Below are 21,493 nucleotides of genomic sequence, written 5' to 3' on the forward strand. Positions count from 1 at the left end.
GGCCGGGTTCTAGCGTAAGGGCGTGCCGCTCGCCGGGCATACGGGGGCCGGTCCCGAGGCCCCCGTGTTCACCCCCCACACCCGCGCGAACCCCCCACCGGCAACGCCACTGAGGAGACTCATGTTCGGGCTCACCCGCGCAAGACAGACCGCCGCCGCGCTCGCCGCGACCGCTGCCGCCGCCGCGACAGCGTTCCTCGGCGCGCCGTCCGCGGTCGCCGCTCCGCAGCCCATCGTCGGCGGCACCACGACGACCACCACGGCCTACCCGTTCATGATGCAGATCACCGACGCGTCGCAGAACCAGTTCTGCGGCGGCACCCTCGTCGCACCCACCAAGGTGGTCACCGCGGCGCACTGCATGGCCGGCGAGACCACCAGCAGCATCCGGGTGGTCGGCGGCCGCACCTACCTGAACGGCACCAACGGCACGGTCAGCCGGGTCAGCAGGATCTGGGTCGACCCGGACTACCGGGACGCCACGCGCGGCGACGACGTGGCCGTCCTGACGCTGTCCACGGCGATGCCGTACACCGCGGCGAAGTACGTCTCGGCGTCCGACACCTCGGTGTACGCGGCGGGCACCACGGCCCGCATCCTCGGGTGGGGCACCACCCGCGAGAACGGCAGCTCCTCCAACCAGCTGCGGACCGCGACCGTCCCGGTCGTGTCCGACTCCGGCTGCAGGACTGCGTACGGCTCGGACTTCGTGCAGTCCGACATGGTGTGCGCCGGATACACGTCCGGCGGCGTGGACACCTGCCAGGGCGACAGCGGCGGTCCCCTGCTCATCGGGGGCGTCCTGGCAGGGATCACTTCCTGGGGAGAGGGGTGCGCGGAGGCCGGTTACCCGGGTGTCTACACCCGGCTGACCACGTTCTCCGCCCTGGTGACCGCGCAGGTCACCTCCTGACTCCGGAGGTCTCCTGAGTACCCCTCAGGTGAGTAACCAGGGGGGCGTTGCGAGCTTCCACGAGCAGCCCGCAGCGCCCCCCTATCCATGGGCGCACGGCTTCACGTCCGTACGGTCCCGAAGCGGATGTCGTACGACGCCCCGGGGTGCAGGACCGTCAGCAGACGCTCGGCCTCGGCGACGACGTCCTCCCGCCGGTCCGCGCCCAGCCTGCCGAACGGCTCGATGACGAGGGCGTCGTCCCGCAGCGCCCACAGCCCGGCGAGGAAGCCGTCGACGAGGAGGGTGCGGTAGGCGACGTTGCCCTGCCAGCTGCGGCCCCAGTGCTCGGGCGGGATGACGCGGGTGCGGTCGGCGTGGGACAGCAGCAGGTTGTCGAACTCGGGCAGGAAGCGGGGCGGGGCCGGGGTGTCCGGGTCGGGGCGCGGGGCGTCGGGCAGGTCGTACAGCTCGACGCCGTTCGGGTCGCGGAAGGTGACCAGCTCCGGGCGCAGCCGTTCGAACGCGGGCCGCAGCCGGGTCAGCCCGGACCAGGTCTGCATGTCCTTCACGGAGGCGGGACCGAACGCGGCGAGATAGCGCCGTACGACGGCCTCCTGCGCCGGGGGTTCCTCGGCGGGCCGGCCGAGCCAGTGCTCGGCGGTGGTGAGGGCGACGCGGCCGCTCTCGCCCCACAGGCCGCGCGGGGTGACCTGGACCAGCGGGAGCCGGCAGCGGGCGGCGATGCCGAGGGCCTGCGGGTCGGCGTCCGGCCACTCGGCGCTCAGCGCCTCGCGCAGCTGCTGCGGGGTGCGCGGCTCGGCCTCGACGAGCTCGCGGGCGAGCGCGGCGAGCCGGTCCAGATCGACGCCGACGAGCCCCTTGCGGAAGACGGTCACCTCGCGTTCGCGGGCGGGCTGCACGAACGGGCGCAGGGTGAGGCAGTCCTCGGCGGTGTGGGTGTGGATGGTGGACCGCATGGTCACGATCCGCACGGCCGCCCGCCCGGCCATCGCGGCGGACAGCTCCGCGGGCGCGAACCCGTCGAGCCGTGCGGCGAGCGCGTAGTACGGCGGCCGGACGTTCTGCGCCTGCAGCCCGAGCAGATGCCCGACGGTGTCGAGCGCGGAACGCCGCTCACGCCGCAGCAGCCACTGCCGGGCGAGCGTGGCCCGGTTGAGGGCGCGGGTGCCGAGGACGGGGGCCGGGGAGGCCGCGGTCTTCCTCATGTTCCTCATGAGGGCACGCTAGCGGCGAAGTAGGACAGATATCGTCCGCTTGTGCAACGGACTGGTGCGGAGCGACCACTTGGCCGTCCGGGGCGCCACACTGCTGAGGTGGACCCCGATCTCTATCCCGACCTGGTGGCCGTGGGCGGCCTGGCCGCCGCTCTGGAGCGCGCGGCGGGTGAACGCGCCGTGCACGTGACCGTCGTACCCGAGAGCGGGGGCGCGTCCGTCGCGCCGGTCAGCCCGCCGCCGGTGCCGTTCCGTCGCCCTCTGTCCGTCGCTCTGGCAGCGGAGAAGCGCCTGTTCGTGGTGTGGGGCAGGAGCCGAGGGGTCGAGCTGGTCAGGGGGGCGACAGCCGACCTGAGGGACGTCGTAGGGGCGGCCGTGGCCTGGGGGGAGGGCAGGAGCCTGAGCGAACTGCGGGAGCTGTTCCCCTTTCTGTCCTCCGACGAGCGCGCGCGGGCCCATGAACGGGGACCGGCGGCGGTGGTCGACCTCCAGTGGCGTCAGCTGAGGGAACAGGCAGCCGGCGAGCGGGGGTTCCCGGAGTTCGCCCTGCTGGTGGAAGCGGCGTATGCCGATCCGCGGCTCAGGCGGCTGTCCGCGTTCTCGAGCCACTGGACGCTGGGCTTCAGCGCCGGCACCGGCCAGTCGTCGGGGGTGGAGGTCGCCATCGCCCCCGCGCACGACGGCCGCCCCTACCGGGTCCGGGCGTCCCTGCACGACGGCGACCTCATCGGTGAAGCCGACACCGCGGACGAGGCTGTGGCCCTGGCCGTGGCCCACCTTCCGGTGGGCCTCGGTCCGGCCGTCGCCGGAGCCGACGACGCCCTCTGACCGGCGGCGCCTTGCCCCGTCAGCGGTCGGCGCTTCCCTCCGCCGTCTCGGGGTCCGCAGGACGCTCCGCCAGTTCCTTGAGGCGCAGCAGGCGGGTCTCCCAGGAGCGGCCTATCCGGTCCAGTTCGCGGGCCAGGGCGCCGAGGCGGGCGCCGACCGCGACGTGGACGACCTCGCGGCCGCGCTGTTCGGACTCGACCAGGCCGACCTCGCGCAGCACCTCCAGGTGCTTGCCGATGGCCTGGCGGCTCACCGGCATCACCTTGGCCAGCGCGGACGCGGACATCGGGCCCTCGCCGAGGCGGGTGAGGATCTCCCAGCGCGTCGGGTCACCGAGCGCGGCGCACACGGTCGGCAGCGGGGCGGGGGCCGTCACGGGCGGCCCGCCGGGGCCTGCGTGTCCGCCTCGACGAAGGTCTTCGCCGCCTGCAGTTCGGTGAGCCAGCCCTTGTCGTTGCCCTCGCGCTGCTTCAGCCAGTCCGCCGGGTCGTCGGCGAGCCCGGAGAAGCCGCTCTCGACCACGCGCAGGGTGACCCCGCCGCCGTCCCGTTCCTCGATCCAGAACTCGACGAGGGTGGAGGGCGTCGACTCGTCCCGGGACGGGGTGCCGATCCAGCGGAACGCCGCGTAGCGCGGCTTGTCCAGCTCGACCGTGCGGAAGCGGAACTCGCCCATCTCGGGATGGCGGACCACCGCCACGTCGTCCTCGTAGCGCAGGTCCGGCTCGGCGTCGACCGTGCCGTCGTTGATGTACCAGCCGGGCCGGGCGACCAGCTCCCAGACGCGCTCGGCCGGGGCGTCGATGTCGATCTGCCGCGCGATCCGGTCCAGCTCGGCCAGTTCCGCGGCGGTGTGGGTGGCGTCGGTCATGGGTCTCTCCTTCGAAGCGGATACGCGATGCGCAATGTGCAATTCAAAGGTTGCACATCGAGGGGCTGCGCGCAACCCGTGGGTTGCATGTGCTGGCTCGCCGTCTTCCTTACCGACCGGTGACATGTCCGGCGGGGTCCTGCGCCCCGCCCCCTCCCGCGCCCTAGCCTGCGGTCCATGCGCGTACTGGTCACCGGCGGTGCCGGGTTCATCGGGTCCCATGTCGTCGAGGCGCTCGCCGCGCGCGGGCACGAGCCCGTGGTGTTCGACGTGCGGGCCGACGCGGCGGCGGACGTACGCCACCGCGACGCCGTGGAGCGCGCGCTCGTCGGCGTGGACGCCGTGTGCCACCAGGCGGCGATGGTCGGGCTCGGCGACGGCGTCGCCGACGCGGCCGAGTACGTCTCCCGCAACGACCTCGGTACGGCCGTGCTGCTCGCCGCGATGGCCGACGCGGACGTGCGGCGCCTGGTGCTGGCCGGGTCGATGGTGGTGTACGGCGAGGGACGGTACGAGTGCGCCCGGCACGGCGTCGTACGGCCCGGGCCGCGGGATGTCGCCGGCCTGGACGCCGGGCGGTTCGAGCCGCTGTGCCCGCTGTGCGGTGCCGAGGTGACGCCGGGGCTGGTGGGCGAGGACGCGCCGCTCGACCCGCGGAACGTGTACGCGGCGACCAAGGTGGCCCAGGAGCATCTGGCGGCGGCGTGGGCGCGCGCGACGGGCGGGTCGGCGGTGTCGCTGCGGTACCACAACGTGTACGGGCCGCGGATGCCGCGAAACACGCCGTACGCCGGGGTCGCCTCCCTCTTCCGGTCCGCGCTGGCGCGCGGCGAGGCGCCGCGGGTGTTCGAGGACGGGCGGCAGCGACGGGACTTCGTGCACGTGCGGGACGTGGCGGCGGCCAACGCCGTGGCGCTGGAGGCCGATCAGGCCGGCGGGGTGCTCGCCGCGTACAACGTGGGCAGCGGTGAGCCGCACACCGTCGGTGAGATGGCGCGGGCGCTGGCCGCCGCGTACGGCGGGCCCGAGCCCGTCGTCACGGGCGAGTACCGGCTCGGCGACGTCCGGCACGTCACGGCCGACTCCTCACGGCTGCGGGACCGGCTGGGCTGGAAGGCGGAGGTGGGCTTCGCCGACGGCATGCGGGAGTTCGCGGCGGCCCCGCTGCGCGGCGAGTGAGCCTCAGCCCGGTGCCGTGGGCAGGGTGACCTCGAAGCGGCAGCCGCCGGGGATGTTGCGGACGGTCGCGCGCCCCTGGTGGGCCTCGACGATGCCCCGCACGATGGCGAGGCCGAGTCCCGCGCCCGCCGGGGGCGTACGGGCGTGGCTGCCGCGCCAGCCGGTGTCGAAGACGCGCGGCAGGTCCTCCTCGGGGATGCCGCCGCAGCCGTCGGTCACGGACACCACGACGCCGTCGGGCGAGCGTTCGGCGGCGACGGCGACCGTGCCGTCGGCGGGGGTGCGGCGGATGGCGTTGACGAGGAGGTTGCCGAGGACGCGGCTCATCTCCCTGCCGTCCACCTCGACCGGCACCGGTTCGATGCGGTCCCCGACCAGCCGTACGCCGTGCTCGCGGGCGAGCGGGTCGGCGCCCGCGAGGGCGTCGCCGACCAGGTCGTACAGGGAGATCCGGGCGGGCGCGAGGGCGAGCGTGCCGGCGTGGATGCGGGAGAGTTCGAACAGGTCGCCGACCATGTCGTTGAGGCGTTCCACCTCGGTGCGGATCTGCCGCAGATACCGGTCGGGGTCGGCGGCGACGCCGTCCTCCAGCGCCTCGGCCATGGCGCGCAGTCCGGCGAGCGGGGTGCGCAGGTCGTGGGAGATCCAGGCGACGAGTTCGCGCCGGGAGGACTCCAGGGCCCGCTCCCGCTCCCGGGACGCCGCGAGGCGGGCGCTGGTGGTGGCCAGCTCCCGGCTGAGCGCGGCCAGTTCGGCGGTGGCGGGGCCGTCGGGGGCGGCGAAGGAGCCGTCGTCGCCGAGCGCGCGGGCGGCCAGGGCGAGGGCGTGGCTGCGGGCGACGACCCAGCGACCCAGCAGCAGCGCGGTCGCCAGCGACACCACGGCGGCCATCGCGACGACCGTGGTGACGACGGTCAGGTCGTGGCCGGAGAGGAACATCGCCCGGGCGACGGCGAGCGTGCCGGCCAGCATCGCGGTGACCGCGACGGCGGCGACCACCGCGAGGGAGGCGGTCAGCGAGCGGCGCCGGATCAGCAGCAGCACACCCGCGCCGAGCACTCCGGCCGCGGTGGCGCCGAGGAAGGCGTACAGGGCGATGAGGAGCATGTCACGCACGGTCAGCTCCCGTTCGCCGCGGTCTCGAAGCGGTAGCCGACGCCCCACACGGTCTGGATCAGACGGGGGCGGCCCGGGTCGTCCTCGACCTTGCCGCGCAGCCGGCGCACGTGCACGGTGACGGTGGACAGGTCGCCGAAGTCCCACCCCCACACCTCGCGCATCAGCTCCTCGCGGGTGAAGGCGCGGCCCGGGTGCCGCAGGAAGAACGCCAGCAGGTCGAACTCGCGGATGGTCAGGGCGAGTTCACCGCCGTCCTTGACGGCGCGGCGGCCCGCCGGGTCGACCTCCAGTCCGCCGGCGCGCAGCATGCCGGGCGTCCCCGCGGGCCGGGTGCGGCGCAGCACGGACTCGACGCGCAGGACGAGTTCGCGGGGGCTGAACGGCTTGGTGACGTAGTCGTCGGCGCCGACCTCCAGGCCGAGGATGCGGTCGTCCTCGTCGCCGCGCGCGGTGAGCATGATGACCGGCACCGGCCCGTGGCCGCGCATCCGGCGGCACACCTCCAGACCGTCCATGCCGGGCAGCATCAGGTCGAGGACGACCAGGTCGGGCCAGTGCGCGGCGGCGCGGGCGAGGGCGGCCGGACCGTCGCCGGCGCGGTCCACGACGTAGCCGGCGCGGTCGAGGTAGCCGGAGACCACCTCGGCCACGGTGGGGTCGTCGTCGACGACCAGGACCCGGGCGCCCGCGTCCGCTTCGGCGCCCGGCGTGTCGTACGGCTGCTGCATGCCTCCAGCCTCGCACCGCGCCGCCCGGCGTGGCGCGGGCCTGCGCGGACGTCCGCGTTTCGTAAGACGGCGGCGCCCTTTTCGTCCGTTTCGCGTCCGTAGGGTGAGAGCCGTGACGACCCCTTTCCCGACTTCCCCGACGTCCGCGATCCCGGACGTCGACGTCGTACTGCCCTGTCTGGACGAGGCCGAGGCGTTGCCCTGGGTGCTGGAACGCATCCCGGACGGCTGGCGGGCCCTGGTGGTGGACAACGGCTCCACCGACGGCTCGGCCGACCTCGCCCGCCGCCTCGGCGCGACCGTGGTGCAGGAGCCGCGGCGCGGCTTCGGCGCGGCCTGCCACACGGGCCTGCTCGCGGCCCGCGCGGACATCGTGTGCTTCTGCGACTGCGACGCCTCGCTGGATCCGGCGCTGCTGGTGCCGTTCGTGGAGCAGGTGCGCGGCGGCGCGGCCGACCTGGTGCTCGGGCGGCGCCGGCCGCAGCGCCGCGGCGTGTGGCCCGCGCACGCCCGCGCCGGGAACCTCGTCCTCGCCCGGCTGCTGCGCCGCCGCACCGGCCTGCGCCTGCACGACCTCGGCCCGCTGCGGGCGGCCCGGCGCGAGGCGCTGCTCGGGCTGGGGCTGACCGACCGGCGCAGCGGCTACCCGCTGCAGATGGTGGTCCGGGCCGCGGACGCCGGCTGGCGGATCCGCGAGCGGGATGTGCCGTATCTGCCGCGCAGCGGCGCCTCGAAGGTGACCGGCACCTGGCGCGGCACCTGGCAGGCGGTACGCGACATGAGCCGGGTGCTGGCCGAACCGGCGGCCGAGGGGGCGGTGCGGTGACCACGCTGCTGGTGATCGCCAAGGAACCGCGCCCGGGCCGGGTCAAAACCCGGCTCACCCCGCCCTACACCCCCGAACAGGCCGCCGCGCTGGCGGCCGCGGCGCTCACGGACACACTGCGGGCGGTCGCGGCGGCGCCCGCGTCCCGACGGGTGCTCGTCCTGGACGGGCGGCCGGGCCCCTGGCTGCCGCCCGGCTTCGACGTCGTACCGCAGTGCGCGGGCGGCCTCGACGAACGGCTCGCCGCGGCCTTCGCCGCGTGCTCCGGCCCGGCCCTGCTCATCGGCATGGACACCCCCCAGGTCACCCCGGAACTGCTCACCGTCGAACCGGACGGCTGCGACGCGTGGTTCGGCCCCGCCGAGGACGGCGGCTTCTGGGCGCTGGGCCTGGCGGCCCCCGACCCGGCGCTGCTGCGCGGGGTGCCGATGTCCCGCCCCGACACCGGGGCGGTCCAGCGCGCCCGGCTGGTCGCCGCCGGCCTGCGGGTGCGGGACCTGCCGCCGCTCCGCGACGTGGACACGGCCACGGACGCGGAGGCGGTCGCCGCGACGGCCCCGCACGGCCGCTTCGCGGCGGAACTGGCCCGCGTCCGCGGGGAGCGCGCACGAGCGGGGGTACGGCGATGAGCCTCGCGGAGACACCGAGGACGACGACGGCCGACCGGCCCGGCACCCCGGACGCCGGGGGCAGCCTCGGCCGACCGGCCCTCGACGCCGATGCCACCGGACCACGTCCGGCACGAGCGCACACAAGAATCGCCGCCGCGCCGGCACACGTGCCGCCGGAGGCGGGCGGCGTGGGCCACGGGACCGTCACGGGCACCGTCACCGCGCCGACGGCGGCCCGCTGGGCTACGACCGGGACGCCGCGTCGGCGCACCGTCCAGCCCGCCGGGGCGGAGCGTGGTGGCGCCGCGTGTCCGGGAGCCGGGGTGGGGTCGTGAGTACCGTCCTGCCGTCGGAGGCCACCGCCGGTGCCTGGGGTGCCGACCCTTACACGTATGCCGTGCGGGCCGGGCGGGGGCCGCTGTTCCTCAGCCGGGGGGACGGATGGCTGCTGCCGCTGGAGGTGGAGCGGTGGTGTGCGCGGGCCGACGCGGACGATCTGGAGGTGCTGCGGCGGTGCGAGGGCGCCGTGCTGGACGTGGGGTGCGGGCCGGGGCGGCTGGTGGCGGAGCTGGCGGCACGGGACGTGCCGGTGCTCGGCATCGACGTCAGCGAGGCCGCCGTCGCCCGCACCGCCGCGCTCGGCGGGCGGGCGCTGCGCCGCTCGGTGTTCGCGCCGCTGCCCGACGAGGGCCGGTGGGGCACGGCGCTGCTGGTCGACGGGAACGTCGGTATCGGCGGGGACCCGCGTGCGCTGCTGGACCGGCTGCGCGGCCTCCTCGCGCCCGGCGGTCTGCTCATCGCCGAGACGGTCCCGGCCGACGTCGACGAGCGGGTCCTGGTCCGGGTCACCGACGCCCTCGGCCGCAGCAGCGCCCCCTTCCCGTGGGCCCGGCTCGGCACACCGGCGCTGCTGCGGCACGCCCGCCCGCTCGGGTGGCGTGCGGTCGATCAGTGGACGGCCGGCGGCCGCTGCTTCGTGGCCCTGCGGAGCCGCCGCAGCCGGCGCAGCCGCAGCAGGAGCAGCAGCGCGGAACCGCCGAAGAGCGCGGCGCTGATCAGCAGCCAGCGGGCGGCGAAGCCGTCCGGGGACAGCCCGGTCACCGCCCGGTAGCGGTCCTCGACCCGCCCGCTGATCAGCGGGAACCACACGAGGAGCAGAAGTCCGGAGAGGGCCGCGGGGACCCGCACGTACCCGGTCAGTTCGCGGCCGCCCCGCGCGCCCGGGCCGCGGACACGGTCCAGCGCCCGCACGAGCGCCTGGTCGGCCGCCGTGTACAGCGGCAGCAGCACCAGGTCGTGCACGAGCGCGGCGCCCACGAACCACAGCAGCACGCCGACCGGGTCGCCCTCCAGCAGCCGCACGCCCGCATACCCGGCGAGGGCGAAGGAGCAGGCGAGCAGCAGCGTCGCGAACGGGCTGCCGAGCGGCAGGCGGGGTCGGCGCATCACAGGTCTCCGAAGGTCAGCCGGGCCACCCACTTGGTGTTCAGCACACCGGGCGCGGCGGGCACGATGATCCGGGCCGGGTGGCCGTGGTCGGCGGTGAGGATCTCGCCGTTGACGGACAGGGCGAGCAGCGAGCGCGGGTCCGCGACCTGGTTGGCGCGCAGCGCGGCGCGGCGGAAGGGCCCGTGCCGTTGCAGGGACTCCACGAGCACGTCCGGCGGGTCGGTGTCGTACCCGACGAGCGCGGCGAGGTCGCGCAGCCGTACCCCGCGCCACCACTGGTCGGGCGTGGACCAGCCCTCCACGCAGGCGATGGGCAGCGCCGCGCTGTGCTGCGGCAGGCGCAGCAGGTCGGCGCGGGCGAGGCGGACGGTGCCGGTGCGGCCGGTGACGACGAGCCGCCAGGCGTCCTCGCCGGTCTCGGCGGGGCGGATCCCGGCGTAGGCGGCGGACTTGTTGATCTGGAAGCCGTTCGGGCCGCTGCCGGGGTCGGCGCCGCCGTGCGGGGCGAGCAGCGCGGTGCGCCGCCAGACGCCGCCGAGGCTCTGCCCCACGCTGGTGGCGAACAGCAGCAGCGACGCCCCGCCGACCAGCCCCAGCGCCCCGCGCCGGGACACGGTCGGCGGGGCGGGACGCGGGGAGACCAACTCGGCCGCCTCGCGCTCCCGGCCGCTCCTGAGCTGCCGGACGTTGCGCAGGGCCGCGGGCAGCCGCAGCGCCACGTGCACGGCGAACGCGGCGAAGAACACCCAGGCGCCGTAGAAGTGCAGGGCGTAGAACGAGCCGGGGAACAGGTAGTCCAGCTGGATGTTGAGCACGCCGGTGGTGAACTCGAACAGGGCGCCCCCGACGAGCAGCAGCAGGGAGATCCGCTCCAGGGCGTGGCTGACCGAGCGGGCGGGCGGCAGCGCGAACAGCTTCGGCACCACCGACCACAGCTTGGCCAGCAGCACGGGGATGAGGGTGAGGCCGAGGGTGACGTGGACGCCCTGGGTGAGCCGGTACAGCCAGTGCGGGCCGGTCGGCCAGGCGAACAGGTAGAAGCCGAGCAGGCCCTTGCCGGGGGTCTTGTCGTTCACCGGCGACAGGTCCGGGTTGTAGGCGGCGTACGACACCAGTCCCGTCACGAACAGCACGGTGATCCCGGCGAGCAGGACGAGACCGAGGACGGAGGTGAGCCAGGGGCCGCGCAGCGGGCTGCGCCAGAAGCCGGGCGAGGTGGGGAGCCGTGGGGCACGGTCGGGGCGGGGCATGGCACGACCGTAGGCCGAGGCGGGGCCGGTGACGTGGGTGCGACCCATGACGAAACGCTGACGTCCGGGCCGGGCGGCCGCCGTCCGCGGCCCCGGAGCCCTAGCGTTCGACGGTGTGATCCGCACCCGCACGCGCAGCCGCGCCGCTGCCCCCGACCGGTCCCGTCCCCCCGCCGGCGACCTCGCCGCCGTCCTCGTGGCGGTCCTCCTCGTCGTGGCCGCCATCGTCGTCGGCCGCCGCATCCAGGACACCCGGCACACCCTCTTCGTCGACTGGCCGCCACTGGTGGGCACATGGGAGCCGCACCTCGGCCCGGGCACACCGGCCGCCGTGGCGATCGCCGTCGCGGTGGTGGCGTACGGCCCCCGGGCCGCCGCCCGGCTGCCCTGGCGGGGCCTGCTCCTCGCCGCGTACGGCACCACCCTGGCCTGGATCTGGTCGCTGGCGCTGGTCGACGGCTGGCAGCGGGGCGTCGTGGACCGGCTGACCACCCGGCACGAGTACGTCCCCGTCGTCGGCCGCTTCCACGACATCCCGGCGGCCCTGCGGGACTTCACGCACCACATCCTGGTGCACTCCCCCGACAACTGGCCCGCGCACGTCGCCGGCCACCCGCCGGGCGCGGTCCTCACCTTCGTGCTGCTGGACCGGGCGGGCCTCGGGGGCGGCGGCTGGGCGGGCGCCTGGTGCATCACCGTCGGCGCGACGGGGTGCGTGGCCGTGCTGGTCGCGGTGCGGGCGCTGGCCTCGGAGGGCCTGGCGCGGCGGGCGGCGCCCTTCCTGGTGCTGGCGCCGGCCGCGGTGTGGGCGGGCGCGTCGCCCGACGCCTACTTCGCGGCGGTCGCCGCCTGGTCGCTGGCGCTCCTCGCGCTCGCGGTCACCGGGGGCTCGCGGTGGTGGGCGCTGGGGTCGGGGCTGCTGTTCGGCCTCACCTGCTACCTGTCGTACGGCCTGACGCTGTTCGCGGTGCCCGGGGCGGCGGTACTGCTGTTGGGGCGGGGGCGGCTGCGGGCGCTGCCCTTCCTCGTGGCGGGGCTCGTCGTGGTCCCGGCCGTGTTCACGCTCGCCGGCTTCGACTGGTGGGAGGCGTACCGACTCCTGGTGCGCCGCTACTACGAGGGGGCGGGCGGCGTCCGTCCGTACGGCTACTGGGTGTGGGCCAACCTGGCCTGCACGGTGCTGCTGGTCGGCCTCGCGACGGCGGCGGGTCTGGTGCGGGCCGGGGGCGCGCTGGGTGGTGCCGTACGGGCCCGCGGGCGGGGCACGCCCGAGGTGCGGCTCGCCGTACTGGTCGCGGCCGCCGCGCTCGCGCTGCTCGCGGCCGATCTGTCGGGGATGAGCAAGGCGGAGACGGAGCGGATCTGGCTGCCGTTCGCGCTGTGGCTGCTGCCGGCGTGCGCGTTCCTCACCGGCACGCGCGCGTGGCTCGCCGCCCAGGCGGTGCTCGCGCTGCTCGTCAACCACCTGCTGCTGACGGGCTGGTGAGCGGACCACAGCGCACCGATACGGCCGGGGGGGCCGCAGATCAGCACGGCAGTTCATACGGCGGCTCCGGGGCGGGCGTCCAGCCTGCGCGCGGCACGCTCCACGTGCGGGGGCAGCGGGCGGCGGTCGCGCAGCGCGGCCGGCAGACGGGCCAGGGTCTCGCGCAGGGCCTGCCGGGCCGCCGGGTCGTGGCGGGCGTCGGCGGCCAGGTCGCGGGTGCGGGCGAGGGCGTACGGCACGGGGCGGCGCAGCCAGGCGGTGAGGGCGGCGTTGCGCAGCAGGCGCGCCGAGCGGCCGGTGCGCGGGTCCGGGTCGGGGTGGTGGTGGGCGACGACCTCGGGGCAGTGGGTGACGCCCCAGCCGCGGGCGGCGAGGTCGTAGGCGAGCAGGGTCTCCTCGCCGGCGAAGAACAGCACGGGGTGGAAGCCGCCGGCGTCCAGGTAGGCGGTGCGGCGCGCCACGCTCGCGCAGGCGAGGAAGCCGAGCACCTGGGTGCCGGGCAGGTCGCCGGCGGGGCCGAGCGGGGAGCGGGCGAGGACGTCGTTGAGCGGGTCGGGTTCCTCGGCGGGGCCGACCAGGGTGCGGGCGGCGATCAGACCGAGCCGGGGGTGGGCCTCAAGCAGTTTGCCGGCGAGTTCCAGGGCGCCGGGCGCCCACCAGGAGTCGTCGTCGGCGAAGGCGACGTACGGCGTGGACAGGGCGCGCACGCCGTCGGTACGGGCGACGGCGCCCCGGTTCCCGGCCAGGGCGAGGACGCCCACCTGCGGGAAGTCGTGGGCGAGCAGGGTGCGGGTGTGGTCGGTGGAGGCGTTGTCGACGACGAGGATCTCCGGCCGCTCGGGCAGCTCCGTCAGGTGCCGCAGGGTGCGGGCCAGGCGGTCGGCGCGGTTGCGGGTGGCGATGACGACGCCGAGGCCGGTCATGGCGCTCACCCGCTCGGGGGGAGCCGGTCCAGGGCGTGCAGGACCTCGTCGGGGGTGATCCGCAGCAGGGCCGGGTCGGGACGGGTGCCGTGCGGGTCGCCCTCGTCGGGGCCGGGGTGCCACAGCGCGCGGTGCCGGGGGCCGGGGGGCGGGCCCCAGCGGCTCGGCGGGACCGGGCCGAACAGGGTCACCGACGGGGTGCCGTGGGCGACGGCGAGGTGGGCGATGCCGGTGTCGCCGCTGAGGACGGCGCGGGCGCCGGCAACCAGCGCGGACAGCCGCTCGAAGGGCGGGCCGCCGCCGAAGGTGTCGGTGTCCGGCAGCCGCGCCTGCTTGGCGAGGCGGGCGACGAGGTCGTCCTCACCCGGGCCGCCGGTGACGACGACGCGCAGGCCGCGCTCGCGCAGGGCGGCGGCGACGGCGGCGTACCGTTCCACGGGCCAGCAGCGGGCGGGTGCGCCGGCGCCGGGGTGCAGGACGACGGCGCCGGGGGCCGGGGAGGGCTGCGGCGGCGGGGGCAGGCGCAGGTCGGTGGGGTCGGCGGGGATGCCGTAGAACTCCAGGAACCGGCACCAGCGGTCCCGTTCGTGTTCCTCCGCCCACCAGGTCGGGCCCTCGATCTCCGGGGTGCCGGGGTGCGCGAAGGCGAACAGGCGGCGCGGGCGCAGCCCTTGGAGCAGCCGGTGGCTGGGCGGCCCGTTGCCGTGCAGGTCGACGGCGACGTCCGGCGGCGGCCCGTCCCAGTCCAGGGCGGCGGGTACGGCACGGCCGGGCGCGGAGGCGGGCAGCAGCCGGTCCACGGCGCCGACGGCGGCGACGGGCCCGGCGAGGTCGGCGGGGGCGGCGAGCACCAGCTCGGCGCCGGGGAACCCGCGGCGCAGCGCCCGCAGCGCGGGCACCCCGGCGAGCAGGTCCCCGAGGCCGAGGGCGCGCAGGACGAGGACGCGGGCGCGGTCCGTCATCGGGCACCTCCCCGCGCCGCCCGGGCCAGCAGCGAGGTCGAGGAGCGGCCGTCCAGGTAGGGCAGCAGGACCGCCTGCCCGCCCCACTCCTGAAGCAGGGCCGCCTCGGGCAGGTCGGCGCCCGCGTAGTCGCCGCCCTTCACCCACACGTCGGGCCGCAGGTCGGCGAGCAGCCGTTCCGGGGTGTCCTCGTCGAACACGGCCACGGCGTCCACGCAGGCCAGCGCGCGCAGCACCCGCACCCGGTCGTCGAGCGGGTTCACCGGCCGTCCCGCGCCCTTGCGGCGGCGGACGGAGTCGTCGGAGTTCACGCACACCACCAGGCAGTCCCCGATCCGGCGGGCCGCCTGCAGCAGTCCCACGTGCCCGGCGTGCAGGAGGTCGAAGCAGCCGCCCGTGGCGACCACGGTGCCTCCGGCGGCCCGGACGCGGGCGACGAGGGCGAAGGGGTCGTCGAAGGGCTCCGGGGCGGCGGGTGCTTGGGCGGGGCCCGTGGGACGCCCCGTCGTACGGACGGCGTGACCTGTCCCGGAAGCCTGCCCGGCGCCCGGGGCGTGGACCGCCCCCGCACCCGGCCCGGCGTCGGAGGCGGGCCGTCCGGCGGTGGGCCGCAGCGCGTCCGGCAGGCGCAGGGCCGCCGCGCCGCCCTCGCCGACGAACGCCGTCGCCGCCGCCACGGCGCCCTCGACGGCCTCGCCGACCAGCGCGCCGTCGGCCAGCAGCCCGGCCGCCGTCGCGGCGAAGGCGTCCCCGGCACCGCAGGGGTCGCCGTGGTGGGCCACCGGCGCGGGGACGAGCAGCGGATGCTCGCCGTACGACAGCAGGACGCCCCGCTCGCCGAGGGTGACCGCCACGGCTCCGGCCCGCCAGTGCCGTACCAGCACACCGGCGTCCCGGGCGGCGTCCCGCAGCTCACGCCCGGCACCCGCCCCACGGCCGTGCGGCCCTCCGGTACGGGCGCCGCGCGCGGGGTCGGCGGGCGGTGCGCTGTCGCGGGTGTCGGCGCCGGTGCCGCTGTCGCGCGCTTCTGTGCCGCTGCCGCGGGTGCCGGTACCGCTGCCACGGGTGTCGGCTTCGGTGCCGCTGTCGCGCGTTTCGGTGCCGCTGCCGCGGGTGCCGGCACCCGTGCCACTGTCACCGGTGTCCGTGCCGCTGTCGGCCACCGCCCGCGCGGCGAGGGCCGCGGCCTCCGCCCGGGCCGGGGTGACGAGCCGTACCCCCGGCACCGGAGGGCCGCCCCGCGGATGCGGGTCCCAGACCGCGGGCGGGCGTGCGGTCAGCTCGGCGCGCAGGGCGTCGGCGGCGCCCCGCCCGTAGTCCGCGACCAGGACGGCCGGGGCCGCGCGCAGCGCCTCGCGGGCCTCGTCCGTCGCGGCGCGGGCGCGGCCGTCGCCGCGGTCGAGGCGGACGACGGGGCGGCCGCGGGCCAGGACGCGGGTCTTCTCCGGGAGCGGCCCGGTCAGCGGCAGGGCGATCAACCGCACCCGCCCGTCGAGCAGTGCACGCAGCGCCTCGCTCGCCTCGTCGTCGCCGAGCCCGGTGATCAGGGTGACGTCCCGGCCGTCGCGCGCGGCCAGGCAGGCGGCGAGGGCGGCGCCGCCCGGGCGCAGGCGTTCCGCGCAGTCGGCGACGACGGGTACCGGCGCGTCGGGGGCGAGGCGGTCGGCGGTGCCGGTCAGGTCGCGGTCGAGCAGGGCGTCGCCGACCACGACGAGGGGGGCCTTGCGGGCGCCGGACATGATCACCTCCGGTTCCTGTCCTGCCGCTCGGGTGCCCGCTGTCCGGGTTCCCGCCGGTCGAAGCCCCGCTGCCGTTCCGGCCGCCCGGACGCGGGCTGCCACCGCTCCACGGCCGCGTCGAAGGCCTCGCAGATCATGTGCACGGCCACCAGGTGGACCTCCTGCACCGTCGCGGTGGAGGCGCCGGGCACGCACAGGGCCTCGTCGCTGCCGGCCATCAGCGGGTTGGGGGCGGGCCCGGTCAGCGCCCACACGCTCAGCCCGGCCGCGCGGCCCGCGTCGGCGGCGGAGAGCAGGTTGGCGCTGGCGCCGGAGGTGGACAGCAGCATCAGCACGTCGCCGGGGCGTCCGTGGGCGCGTACCTGGCGGGCGAACACCTCGTCGACGCCGTAGTCGTTGGCGATCGCGGTGGTGGAGGAGGTGTCGGCGTGCAGCGCGAGCGCGGAGAACGGCGGCCGGTCGTCGCGGTAGCGGCCGACCAGCTCGGCGGTCAGGTGCTGCGCCTGGGCCGCGCTGCCGCCGTTGCCCGCGGCGAGCAGCCGTCCGCCGCCGCCGAGCACGGCGGCGAGCCGCTCGCCCCACCGCTCGGTGAGCTGGGCGCGCTCACGGAACCGGTGCAGGGCGTCGAGGAGTTCGTCGCAGTGCCCGGCGACGGACGAGGAGGGTACGTGCAGGGTCATCAGGCCACCTCCCAGGAGACCGCGCGGTCGGCCGTGACCCGCCGGTAGACCTGCTCGACGCCGTCGGCGACGCGCCGCCAGGTGTAGCGGGCGAGGACGCGTTCGCGTCCCGCGGCGCCGTAGCGCCGGCGCAGCCGCCCGTGGCCGAGGAGTTCGCGGACGGCGTCGGCGATCGCCCAGGCGTCGCCGGGCGGCACCAGCCGGCCCGTGCGGCCGTCGGCGACGGTGTCGCGGTGGCCGCCGACGTCGGTGGCGACGACGGGCACGCCGCACGCCATGGCCTCCAGCGGCACGATGCCGAACGGCTCGTACACGGGGGTGCACAGCACGAGGTCGGCGCTGTTCATCAGCTGCGGCATGTGCCGCGGGTCGACGGCGCCGACGAGGCGGACGCGGTCGGCGACGCCGGCGCGCTCGGCGAGGTCGAGCAGGCGCTCGGCCTCCGGGTCGGCCTCCAGCAGCTCGGCCGGGGGCCCGCCGGCGATGACGAGTTCGGTGTCGGGGATCCGGGTGAGGGCGCGGATGGCGCGGTCGTAGCCCTTGCGGCGGACAAGGCGGCCGCAGGACAGCAGCCGGTGCCGCTCGCGGCGAGGCGGTACGCCGGGCCCGTCGGCGCCGGGCCGGAAGTGGCCGGCGTCGACGCCGCAGGGCACGACGGAGACGTGGCCGGGCGGCACGCCCATCTCGGCGAGTTCGTGCACCTCGTCGGTGCAGGTGGCGAGGACGCGGGTGCAGGTGCGGCCGATCTGGCGCTCGATGTCGACGCGTTCGGCGGGGCTGGTGTCCAGCTGCCCCTGGTGGCGTCTCTTGACGGTGCCCAGGGCGTGGAAGGTCTGCACGACGGGGATGCCGTGGGGGTGGGCGCCGATCTGGGAGGCCATGCCGGACATCCAGAAGTGGGCGTGCACGGTGTCGGGCCGCTCGCGTTCGAAGGCGCGGGCGAGGTGGGCGCCGAAGCCGGGCATGTACGGGAAGAGGTCGTCCTTGGGGACGGGTTCCGGCGGTCCGGCCGGGACGTGCTCCACCACGGCGCCGCCGGGCAGCGGCACCCGGTCGGGCAGGTCGGTGGAGTCGCGCCGGGTGTAGACGGTGACGTCGTGGCCGCGACGCGCCAGTTCCTCGGAGAGGCGGGCGACGTACACGTTCTGGCCGCCGGCGTCGACGCCGCCGAGCGCGGCGAGCGGACTCGCGTGCTCGGACACCATGGCGATCCTCATCGGGTCACCTCCTTCAGCAGCCGCTCCCAGTCGTCCAGGAAGCGGGTCAGTCCGTAGCGGGCGAGCGCCGCGGCGCGTGCGCTCTCGCCGACGGCACGGGCGTGCGGCGGGTCGGCGACGAAGTCCCGTACGGCGTCGTGCAGGACGTCGGGGCGGTTGGAGACCACGCCGGCGCCCGGGGGTACGGCCTCGGCGACCTCGGTGGTGGCGAGCGCGACCACGGGCATGGCCAGGTGCATCGCCTCCAGCAGGGACAGGCCGAGGGAGGTCCAGCGCACGGGGTGCAGGTAGAGGCGGCGGCGGGCCATCTCGGTGTGCAGGTCGGCCTGGACCAGGTCGTGGGTGGTGACGCCAGGCACGTCCAGCTGGTCGGTGCGCATGCCGAAGACGTCCAGGGGGGCCACGCGGGCGAAGTCCGCCAGCAGGTCGGTGCCGGTGGTACGGCCGCGGCGGACGGGGTCGTTGACGACGACTGCGGCATGCGGGAGTTCGCCGGTCCAGCGCGGGCCGGGGTCGACGATGCCGTGTTCGATGACGGTCGCGGGGGCGCGGCCGTTGTCCCACATCAGCCGGTTGAAGTGGGTGACGTGGACGAGCGCGGCGACCGGCAGGCCGGCGGCCGGGTGGCGGGTGTCGGGCACGTCGCCGTGCGGGGCGTTGTGCTCCAGGTACACCAGCGGCGGGCGGCGGCCCAGCCACGCGTCGACGAGGGCGAGTTCATGGGGCCGCTGGAGCACGACGAGGTCGATGCCGGCGTCGCGCAGCTGCTCCGGCGGGAGTTCGATCACGCTGTCGGGCCAGTCGAAGGTGCGGGCGCGGCCGAGGCCGTCGGGGCCGCGGTCGGGGGTGACGGGGACGACGTAGGTGTGCGGGCCCTGCACGAACGCCGTGGTCCAGGAGCCGTGCACATGCCAGATGAGGATCCTCACCTCGCGCTCACCACCTTCTCTACGGCGGCGACCACGTCCTGCGCGGTCACCGACTCAAGGCACGGGTGCCCGGGGACCGGGCAGGTGCGGGCGCGGCTGTCCGCGCAGGGCGCCCGCTGGTCGCCCAGCAGGACGTGGGGGACGCCGTAGGGCCGCCAGCGTTCGGCGGGTACGACGGGGGCGAAGAGGGAGACGACGGGGGTGCCGGTGGCGGCGGCGAGGTGGGCGGGTCCGGTGTTGCCGGTGACCACCGCGTCGGCGCCCGCGAGGACCCCGGCGAGCAGCGGGGCGTCGGTGCGTCCGCCGAGGTCGAGGCCGGTGCCGCCGGCGACGTACGCGGTCAGGTCGCGTTCGCCGGGGCCGCCGGTGACGACGACGCGGTGTCCGGCGGCGGTCAGCTCGCGCACGGCCTCGGCGCAGCGGCCGGGGCTCCAGGCGCGGGCGGGGACGCTGGCGCCGGGGTGCAGGACGACGTACGGGCCGTCGCCGGTCAGGGCGGTGGTGCCGGGCGGGGGCAGGACGCGCAGCCGGCCGTCGTCGACGGGCGGGAAGCCGGCCGCCGCCGCGAGGTCGAGGGCGGCCTCGGCCTCGTGGGCGTGCGGGGCGCGGTGGTGCCGTACGTCGAGCAGGGAGCCCGGGTAGTCCTCGCTGTCGGCGGCGATGCGGGCGACGCCGGCCAGGCGCAGCAGCAGCGCGGTGGGCAGCGGGGACTGGTGGAAGGAGGTGAGCACCAGCGCGGTGTCGGCGGCCAGCCGGGGCAGCAGGGCGGCGATCTCGGCGGGCCGCACGGGCGGCGGGTCGAACCCGGCCCAGGGCGCGTCCCAGACGACGACCTCGTCGACGCCGGGGAGCATCCGGGCGGCGGGTTCCCCGAGCGGCCCGCACAACAGGGTGACGTGGTCGGCGCGGGCCGCGACGGCGCGCACCGCGGGCCCGGCGAGGAGCACGTCGCCGAAGCTGTCGAGACGGCTGACCAGGGCTTTCATCCGCATCTCCCGGCGGCGAGGGGCTGCTCGCGCAGCAGGCCGCGCACGGCGGCGGCGAGGTTCTCGGCGACGCGGGGCGCGGCGGTGATCTCCTCGGGGCGGGTCACCGGGGTGGGCACGAGGATGCCGTGGGCGCCGGCCCGGCGGGCGGCCTCCACGTCGGCGCCGATGTCGCCGACGACGGCGATCCGGTCCGGCGGGGTGCACAGCCGTCCGGCCGCCCAGAGGACCAGGCCGGGCCGCGGTTTGCGGCAGTGGCAGCCGTCGTCCGGGGCGTGCGGGCACACCGCCCACGCGTCGAACGGGCCGAGCAGTTCGTCGACGCGCTCGTTGACGCGGCGCATGTCGGTCTCGCTGATCAGCCCGCGCCCGACGCCGGACTGGTTGGTGACGACCCCGGTCCGCAGCCCGTACGAGCGCAGCAGCTCCAGCGCCTCCCGGGCCCCGGGCACGGGACGGACCTGCTCCGGGTCGCCGTTGTACGGCACGTCCTCGACGAGGGTGCCGTCGCGGTCGAAGAGCACGGCGCGGATGCGGTGGCCCGCGCCGGTCCGGGGCGCGGTGGGGTTCATGACGCCACCTCCCGCCAGGGGGCCGCGTTCCGGTGGCGCCACACGCCGCGCAGCCAGTGCCAGGTGGCCGCGGGCGGGATCAGGGCGCTGGTGGCGAGCATCGTGGTGACCTCGTGCCGGGTGCGCGGGCCGGGGGCGATGCGGGTCCAGGCGAACTCGGCGGTGCCGGCCGCCCAGGCCGCCGTGGCGCCCGCGGCGGCGGCGCGACGGCCGGCGAGGGCGCAGCCGACGGCGGTGAGCCCGGCCGCGGTGGTGGCGAGGTGGCCGCGGAGCCGGCCGCGCGGGGCGAGCGCCCGGTGCCACCAGTCGGGCCCGTGCAGGCGCCGCATGAGGGCGTCGTCGGCGTTGCCGCGCTGGGCGCGCAGCGAGACCCAGCGGTCGGCGTCCCGCACCGGGTGCCGGGTGGTGCGCCGGCCCTGCCGGACGCGCCAGCCGGCGTCGAGCATGCGCAGGGCGAGGTCGGCGTCCTCGCGGAAGGCCCGCGGGAAGCGTTCGTCGAAGCCGCCGACCTCCTTGAGGGCCTCGGTGCGGTAGGCCATGTCGGCGGTGATCCAGCGGGCCTGCGCGAGCGCGGCGGTGGACCGCTCCCAGTCGGTGGGGCGGCGCTCGCCGGGCAGCGGCACGGCGATGACGCCCTGCACGCCGCCGGTGTCGGGGGTGGCCTCGGCGAGGTCCTGGCTCAGCTGCTCGCACCAGTGCGGGCCGACCTGCACGTCGTCGTCGAGGAACGCCACCCACGGCTGCACGACCGCGCGCCAGCCCGTGTTGCGGGCGGCGGCCGGTCCGCGCCCGCCGCTGGTGAGGACGAGGGTGCGGGCGCGCAGGTCGCCGAGGACGCTCAGCGGGTGTTCCAGCCGGGCCGGGTCGGGGTCGGGACGGTCGTCGACGAGGACGATGTCGGTGGGTCGTGGCCCGGTCGCGGCGGCGAGCGCGGCCAGGCAGTCGGCGAGCGTGTCCCGCGCGAGCGTGGGGATCACGACGGCGTAGGGGGTGCTCATACGGCGGCGCT

At 76.6% G+C, this 21,493-nt stretch carries 22 protein-coding genes; 7 read left to right on the forward strand and 15 right to left on the reverse strand.

The window, feature by feature from the left end; genetic code table 11:
* The first annotated feature begins 121 nt into the window (after window positions 1-121).
* The gene (locus tag IE308_RS07035) at window positions 122-913 is read left to right on the forward strand and encodes a S1 family peptidase (protein ID WP_110632433.1); all 792 of its coding nucleotides are present in this window, start codon (window positions 122-124) and stop codon (window positions 911-913) included.
* A gap of 101 nt (window positions 914-1,014) precedes the next feature.
* Here the strand turns inward: IE308_RS07035 and IE308_RS07040 are convergent, their stop codons facing one another.
* Window positions 1,015-2,121, reverse strand: a complete 1,107-nt coding sequence (locus IE308_RS07040) for a winged helix DNA-binding domain-containing protein (protein WP_190217401.1) — start codon at window positions 2,119-2,121, stop codon at window positions 1,015-1,017.
* 108 nt (window positions 2,122-2,229) lie between these two features.
* Between IE308_RS07040 and IE308_RS07045 the strand changes: the two genes are divergently transcribed.
* A complete protein-coding gene (locus IE308_RS07045) occupies window positions 2,230-2,958 on the forward strand; it encodes a DUF6193 family natural product biosynthesis protein (RefSeq protein WP_190217023.1) in 729 nt (242 codons plus the stop codon).
* 19 nt (window positions 2,959-2,977) lie between these two features.
* On the opposite strand, the gene IE308_RS07050 is transcribed toward IE308_RS07045, so the two are convergent.
* Both IE308_RS07050 and IE308_RS07055 read right to left on the reverse strand, forming a co-directional pair.
* Window positions 2,978-3,334, reverse strand: a complete 357-nt coding sequence (locus IE308_RS07050) for an ArsR/SmtB family transcription factor (RefSeq protein WP_190217024.1) — start codon at window positions 3,332-3,334, stop codon at window positions 2,978-2,980.
* Window positions 3,331-3,828, reverse strand: coding sequence for an SRPBCC domain-containing protein (locus IE308_RS07055; protein WP_190217025.1), 498 nt, complete (start codon window positions 3,826-3,828; stop codon window positions 3,331-3,333). The genes IE308_RS07050 and IE308_RS07055 overlap by 4 nt, the downstream gene beginning before the upstream one ends.
* A gap of 177 nt (window positions 3,829-4,005) precedes the next feature.
* Here IE308_RS07055 and IE308_RS07060 point away from each other — a divergent pair, with 177 nt between their 5' ends.
* Complete coding sequence (locus IE308_RS07060) at window positions 4,006-5,007, forward strand: NAD-dependent epimerase/dehydratase family protein (RefSeq protein ID WP_190217026.1); 1,002 nt, start codon at window positions 4,006-4,008, stop codon at window positions 5,005-5,007.
* Between the two features lie 3 nt (window positions 5,008-5,010).
* Here IE308_RS07060 and IE308_RS07065 read toward each other — a convergent pair whose 3' ends face one another.
* Complete coding sequence (locus tag IE308_RS07065) at window positions 5,011-6,123, reverse strand: sensor histidine kinase (protein ID WP_110632415.1); 1,113 nt, start codon at window positions 6,121-6,123, stop codon at window positions 5,011-5,013.
* Window positions 6,124-6,125: 2 nt separating this feature from the next.
* Complete coding sequence (locus IE308_RS07070; protein WP_190217027.1) at window positions 6,126-6,854, reverse strand: response regulator transcription factor; 729 nt, start codon at window positions 6,852-6,854, stop codon at window positions 6,126-6,128.
* Between the two features lie 103 nt (window positions 6,855-6,957).
* Between IE308_RS07070 and IE308_RS07075 the strand changes: the two genes are divergently transcribed.
* From IE308_RS07075 to IE308_RS07085, 3 genes are all read left to right on the forward strand, one after another.
* Entirely contained in the window at window positions 6,958-7,680 is a 723-nt protein-coding gene (locus IE308_RS07075; protein ID WP_229908723.1) for a glycosyltransferase family 2 protein, read from the forward strand.
* Window positions 7,677-8,309, forward strand: a complete 633-nt coding sequence (locus IE308_RS07080) for a TIGR04282 family arsenosugar biosynthesis glycosyltransferase (RefSeq protein ID WP_190217029.1) — start codon at window positions 7,677-7,679, stop codon at window positions 8,307-8,309. The genes IE308_RS07075 and IE308_RS07080 overlap by 4 nt, the downstream gene beginning before the upstream one ends.
* 313 nt (window positions 8,310-8,622) lie before the next feature.
* On the forward strand, window positions 8,623-9,402 hold the full coding sequence (locus IE308_RS07085) for a class I SAM-dependent methyltransferase (protein WP_190217030.1): 780 nt from the start codon (window positions 8,623-8,625) through the stop codon (window positions 9,400-9,402).
* Between the two features lie 334 nt (window positions 9,403-9,736).
* On the opposite strand, the gene IE308_RS07090 is transcribed toward IE308_RS07085, so the two are convergent.
* A complete protein-coding gene (locus IE308_RS07090; RefSeq protein WP_229908724.1) occupies window positions 9,737-10,990 on the reverse strand; it encodes a molybdopterin-dependent oxidoreductase in 1,254 nt (417 codons plus the stop codon).
* A gap of 118 nt (window positions 10,991-11,108) precedes the next feature.
* Between IE308_RS07090 and IE308_RS07095 the strand changes: the two genes are divergently transcribed.
* Window positions 11,109-12,476 (forward strand): hypothetical protein, encoded by a 1,368-nt coding sequence (locus tag IE308_RS07095; protein ID WP_373314484.1) that lies wholly within the window; start codon window positions 11,109-11,111, stop codon window positions 12,474-12,476.
* A gap of 53 nt (window positions 12,477-12,529) precedes the next feature.
* Here the strand turns inward: IE308_RS07095 and IE308_RS07100 are convergent, their stop codons facing one another.
* Genes IE308_RS07100 through IE308_RS07140 form a run of 9 tightly spaced genes read right to left on the reverse strand, consistent with a single transcriptional unit; the run spans window position 12,530 to window position 21,482 of the window.
* A complete protein-coding gene (locus IE308_RS07100) occupies window positions 12,530-13,399 on the reverse strand; it encodes a glycosyltransferase family 2 protein (protein ID WP_190217032.1) in 870 nt (289 codons plus the stop codon).
* A gap of 5 nt (window positions 13,400-13,404) precedes the next feature.
* Complete coding sequence (locus IE308_RS07105) at window positions 13,405-14,361, reverse strand: glycosyltransferase family 9 protein (RefSeq protein ID WP_190217033.1); 957 nt, start codon at window positions 14,359-14,361, stop codon at window positions 13,405-13,407.
* On the reverse strand, window positions 14,358-16,100 hold the full coding sequence (gene rfaE2, locus IE308_RS07110; protein WP_190217034.1) for a D-glycero-beta-D-manno-heptose 1-phosphate adenylyltransferase: 1,743 nt from the start codon (window positions 16,098-16,100) through the stop codon (window positions 14,358-14,360). The genes IE308_RS07105 and rfaE2 overlap by 4 nt, the downstream gene beginning before the upstream one ends.
* A gap of 2 nt (window positions 16,101-16,102) precedes the next feature.
* Window positions 16,103-16,780 carry a D-sedoheptulose-7-phosphate isomerase gene (locus tag IE308_RS07115; RefSeq protein ID WP_190217035.1) on the reverse strand — a complete coding sequence of 226 codons (678 nt, stop codon included), beginning with the start codon at window positions 16,778-16,780 and terminating at the stop codon, window positions 16,103-16,105.
* Window positions 16,780-17,997, reverse strand: a complete 1,218-nt coding sequence (locus IE308_RS07120; protein WP_110632389.1) for a glycosyltransferase — start codon at window positions 17,995-17,997, stop codon at window positions 16,780-16,782. Before IE308_RS07120 ends, IE308_RS07115 begins: the two co-directional genes overlap by 1 nt.
* Complete coding sequence (locus IE308_RS07125) at window positions 17,994-18,926, reverse strand: glycosyltransferase (RefSeq protein WP_110632386.1); 933 nt, start codon at window positions 18,924-18,926, stop codon at window positions 17,994-17,996. The genes IE308_RS07120 and IE308_RS07125 overlap by 4 nt, the downstream gene beginning before the upstream one ends.
* Complete coding sequence (locus IE308_RS07130; RefSeq protein WP_190217036.1) at window positions 18,923-19,912, reverse strand: glycosyltransferase family 9 protein; 990 nt, start codon at window positions 19,910-19,912, stop codon at window positions 18,923-18,925. Before IE308_RS07130 ends, IE308_RS07125 begins: the two co-directional genes overlap by 4 nt.
* A complete protein-coding gene (locus IE308_RS07135; RefSeq protein WP_190217403.1) occupies window positions 19,909-20,484 on the reverse strand; it encodes a D-glycero-alpha-D-manno-heptose-1,7-bisphosphate 7-phosphatase in 576 nt (191 codons plus the stop codon). Before IE308_RS07135 ends, IE308_RS07130 begins: the two co-directional genes overlap by 4 nt.
* Window positions 20,481-21,482: a glycosyltransferase family 2 protein gene (locus IE308_RS07140; RefSeq protein ID WP_190217404.1), complete on the reverse strand. Its 1,002-nt coding sequence runs from the start codon at window positions 21,480-21,482 to the stop codon at window positions 20,481-20,483. Before IE308_RS07140 ends, IE308_RS07135 begins: the two co-directional genes overlap by 4 nt.
* Window positions 21,483-21,493: the final 11 nt, after the last annotated feature.

The sequence above is a fragment of the Streptomyces griseosporeus genome (assembly GCF_014656055.1).
Classification (GTDB): domain Bacteria; phylum Actinomycetota; class Actinomycetes; order Streptomycetales; family Streptomycetaceae; genus Streptomyces; species Streptomyces griseosporeus.

Coding starts and splice junctions, on each gene's coding strand:
- IE308_RS07105 (WP_190217033.1), bottom strand. CDS start 14,361: ATGACGGACCGCGCCCGCGTCCTCGTCCTGCGCGCCCTCGGCCTCGGG.
- IE308_RS07040 (WP_190217401.1), bottom strand. CDS start 2,121: ATGAGGAAGACCGCGGCCTCCCCGGCCCCCGTCCTCGGCACCCGCGCC.
- IE308_RS07035 (WP_110632433.1), top strand. CDS start 122: ATGTTCGGGCTCACCCGCGCAAGACAGACCGCCGCCGCGCTCGCCGCG.
- IE308_RS07070 (WP_190217027.1), bottom strand. CDS start 6,854: ATGCAGCAGCCGTACGACACGCCGGGCGCCGAAGCGGACGCGGGCGCC.
- IE308_RS07055 (WP_190217025.1), bottom strand. CDS start 3,828: ATGACCGACGCCACCCACACCGCCGCGGAACTGGCCGAGCTGGACCGG.
- IE308_RS07140 (WP_190217404.1), bottom strand. CDS start 21,482: ATGAGCACCCCCTACGCCGTCGTGATCCCCACGCTCGCGCGGGACACG.
- IE308_RS07115 (WP_190217035.1), bottom strand. CDS start 16,780: ATGACCCTGCACGTACCCTCCTCGTCCGTCGCCGGGCACTGCGACGAA.
- rfaE2 (WP_190217034.1), bottom strand. CDS start 16,100: ATGTCCGGCGCCCGCAAGGCCCCCCTCGTCGTGGTCGGCGACGCCCTG.
- IE308_RS07090 (WP_229908724.1), bottom strand. CDS start 10,990: ATGCCCCGCCCCGACCGTGCCCCACGGCTCCCCACCTCGCCCGGCTTC.
- IE308_RS07060 (WP_190217026.1), top strand. CDS start 4,006: ATGCGCGTACTGGTCACCGGCGGTGCCGGGTTCATCGGGTCCCATGTC.
- IE308_RS07100 (WP_190217032.1), bottom strand. CDS start 13,399: ATGACCGGCCTCGGCGTCGTCATCGCCACCCGCAACCGCGCCGACCGC.
- IE308_RS07120 (WP_110632389.1), bottom strand. CDS start 17,997: ATGAGGATCGCCATGGTGTCCGAGCACGCGAGTCCGCTCGCCGCGCTC.
- IE308_RS07135 (WP_190217403.1), bottom strand. CDS start 20,484: ATGAACCCCACCGCGCCCCGGACCGGCGCGGGCCACCGCATCCGCGCC.
- IE308_RS07130 (WP_190217036.1), bottom strand. CDS start 19,912: ATGAAAGCCCTGGTCAGCCGTCTCGACAGCTTCGGCGACGTGCTCCTC.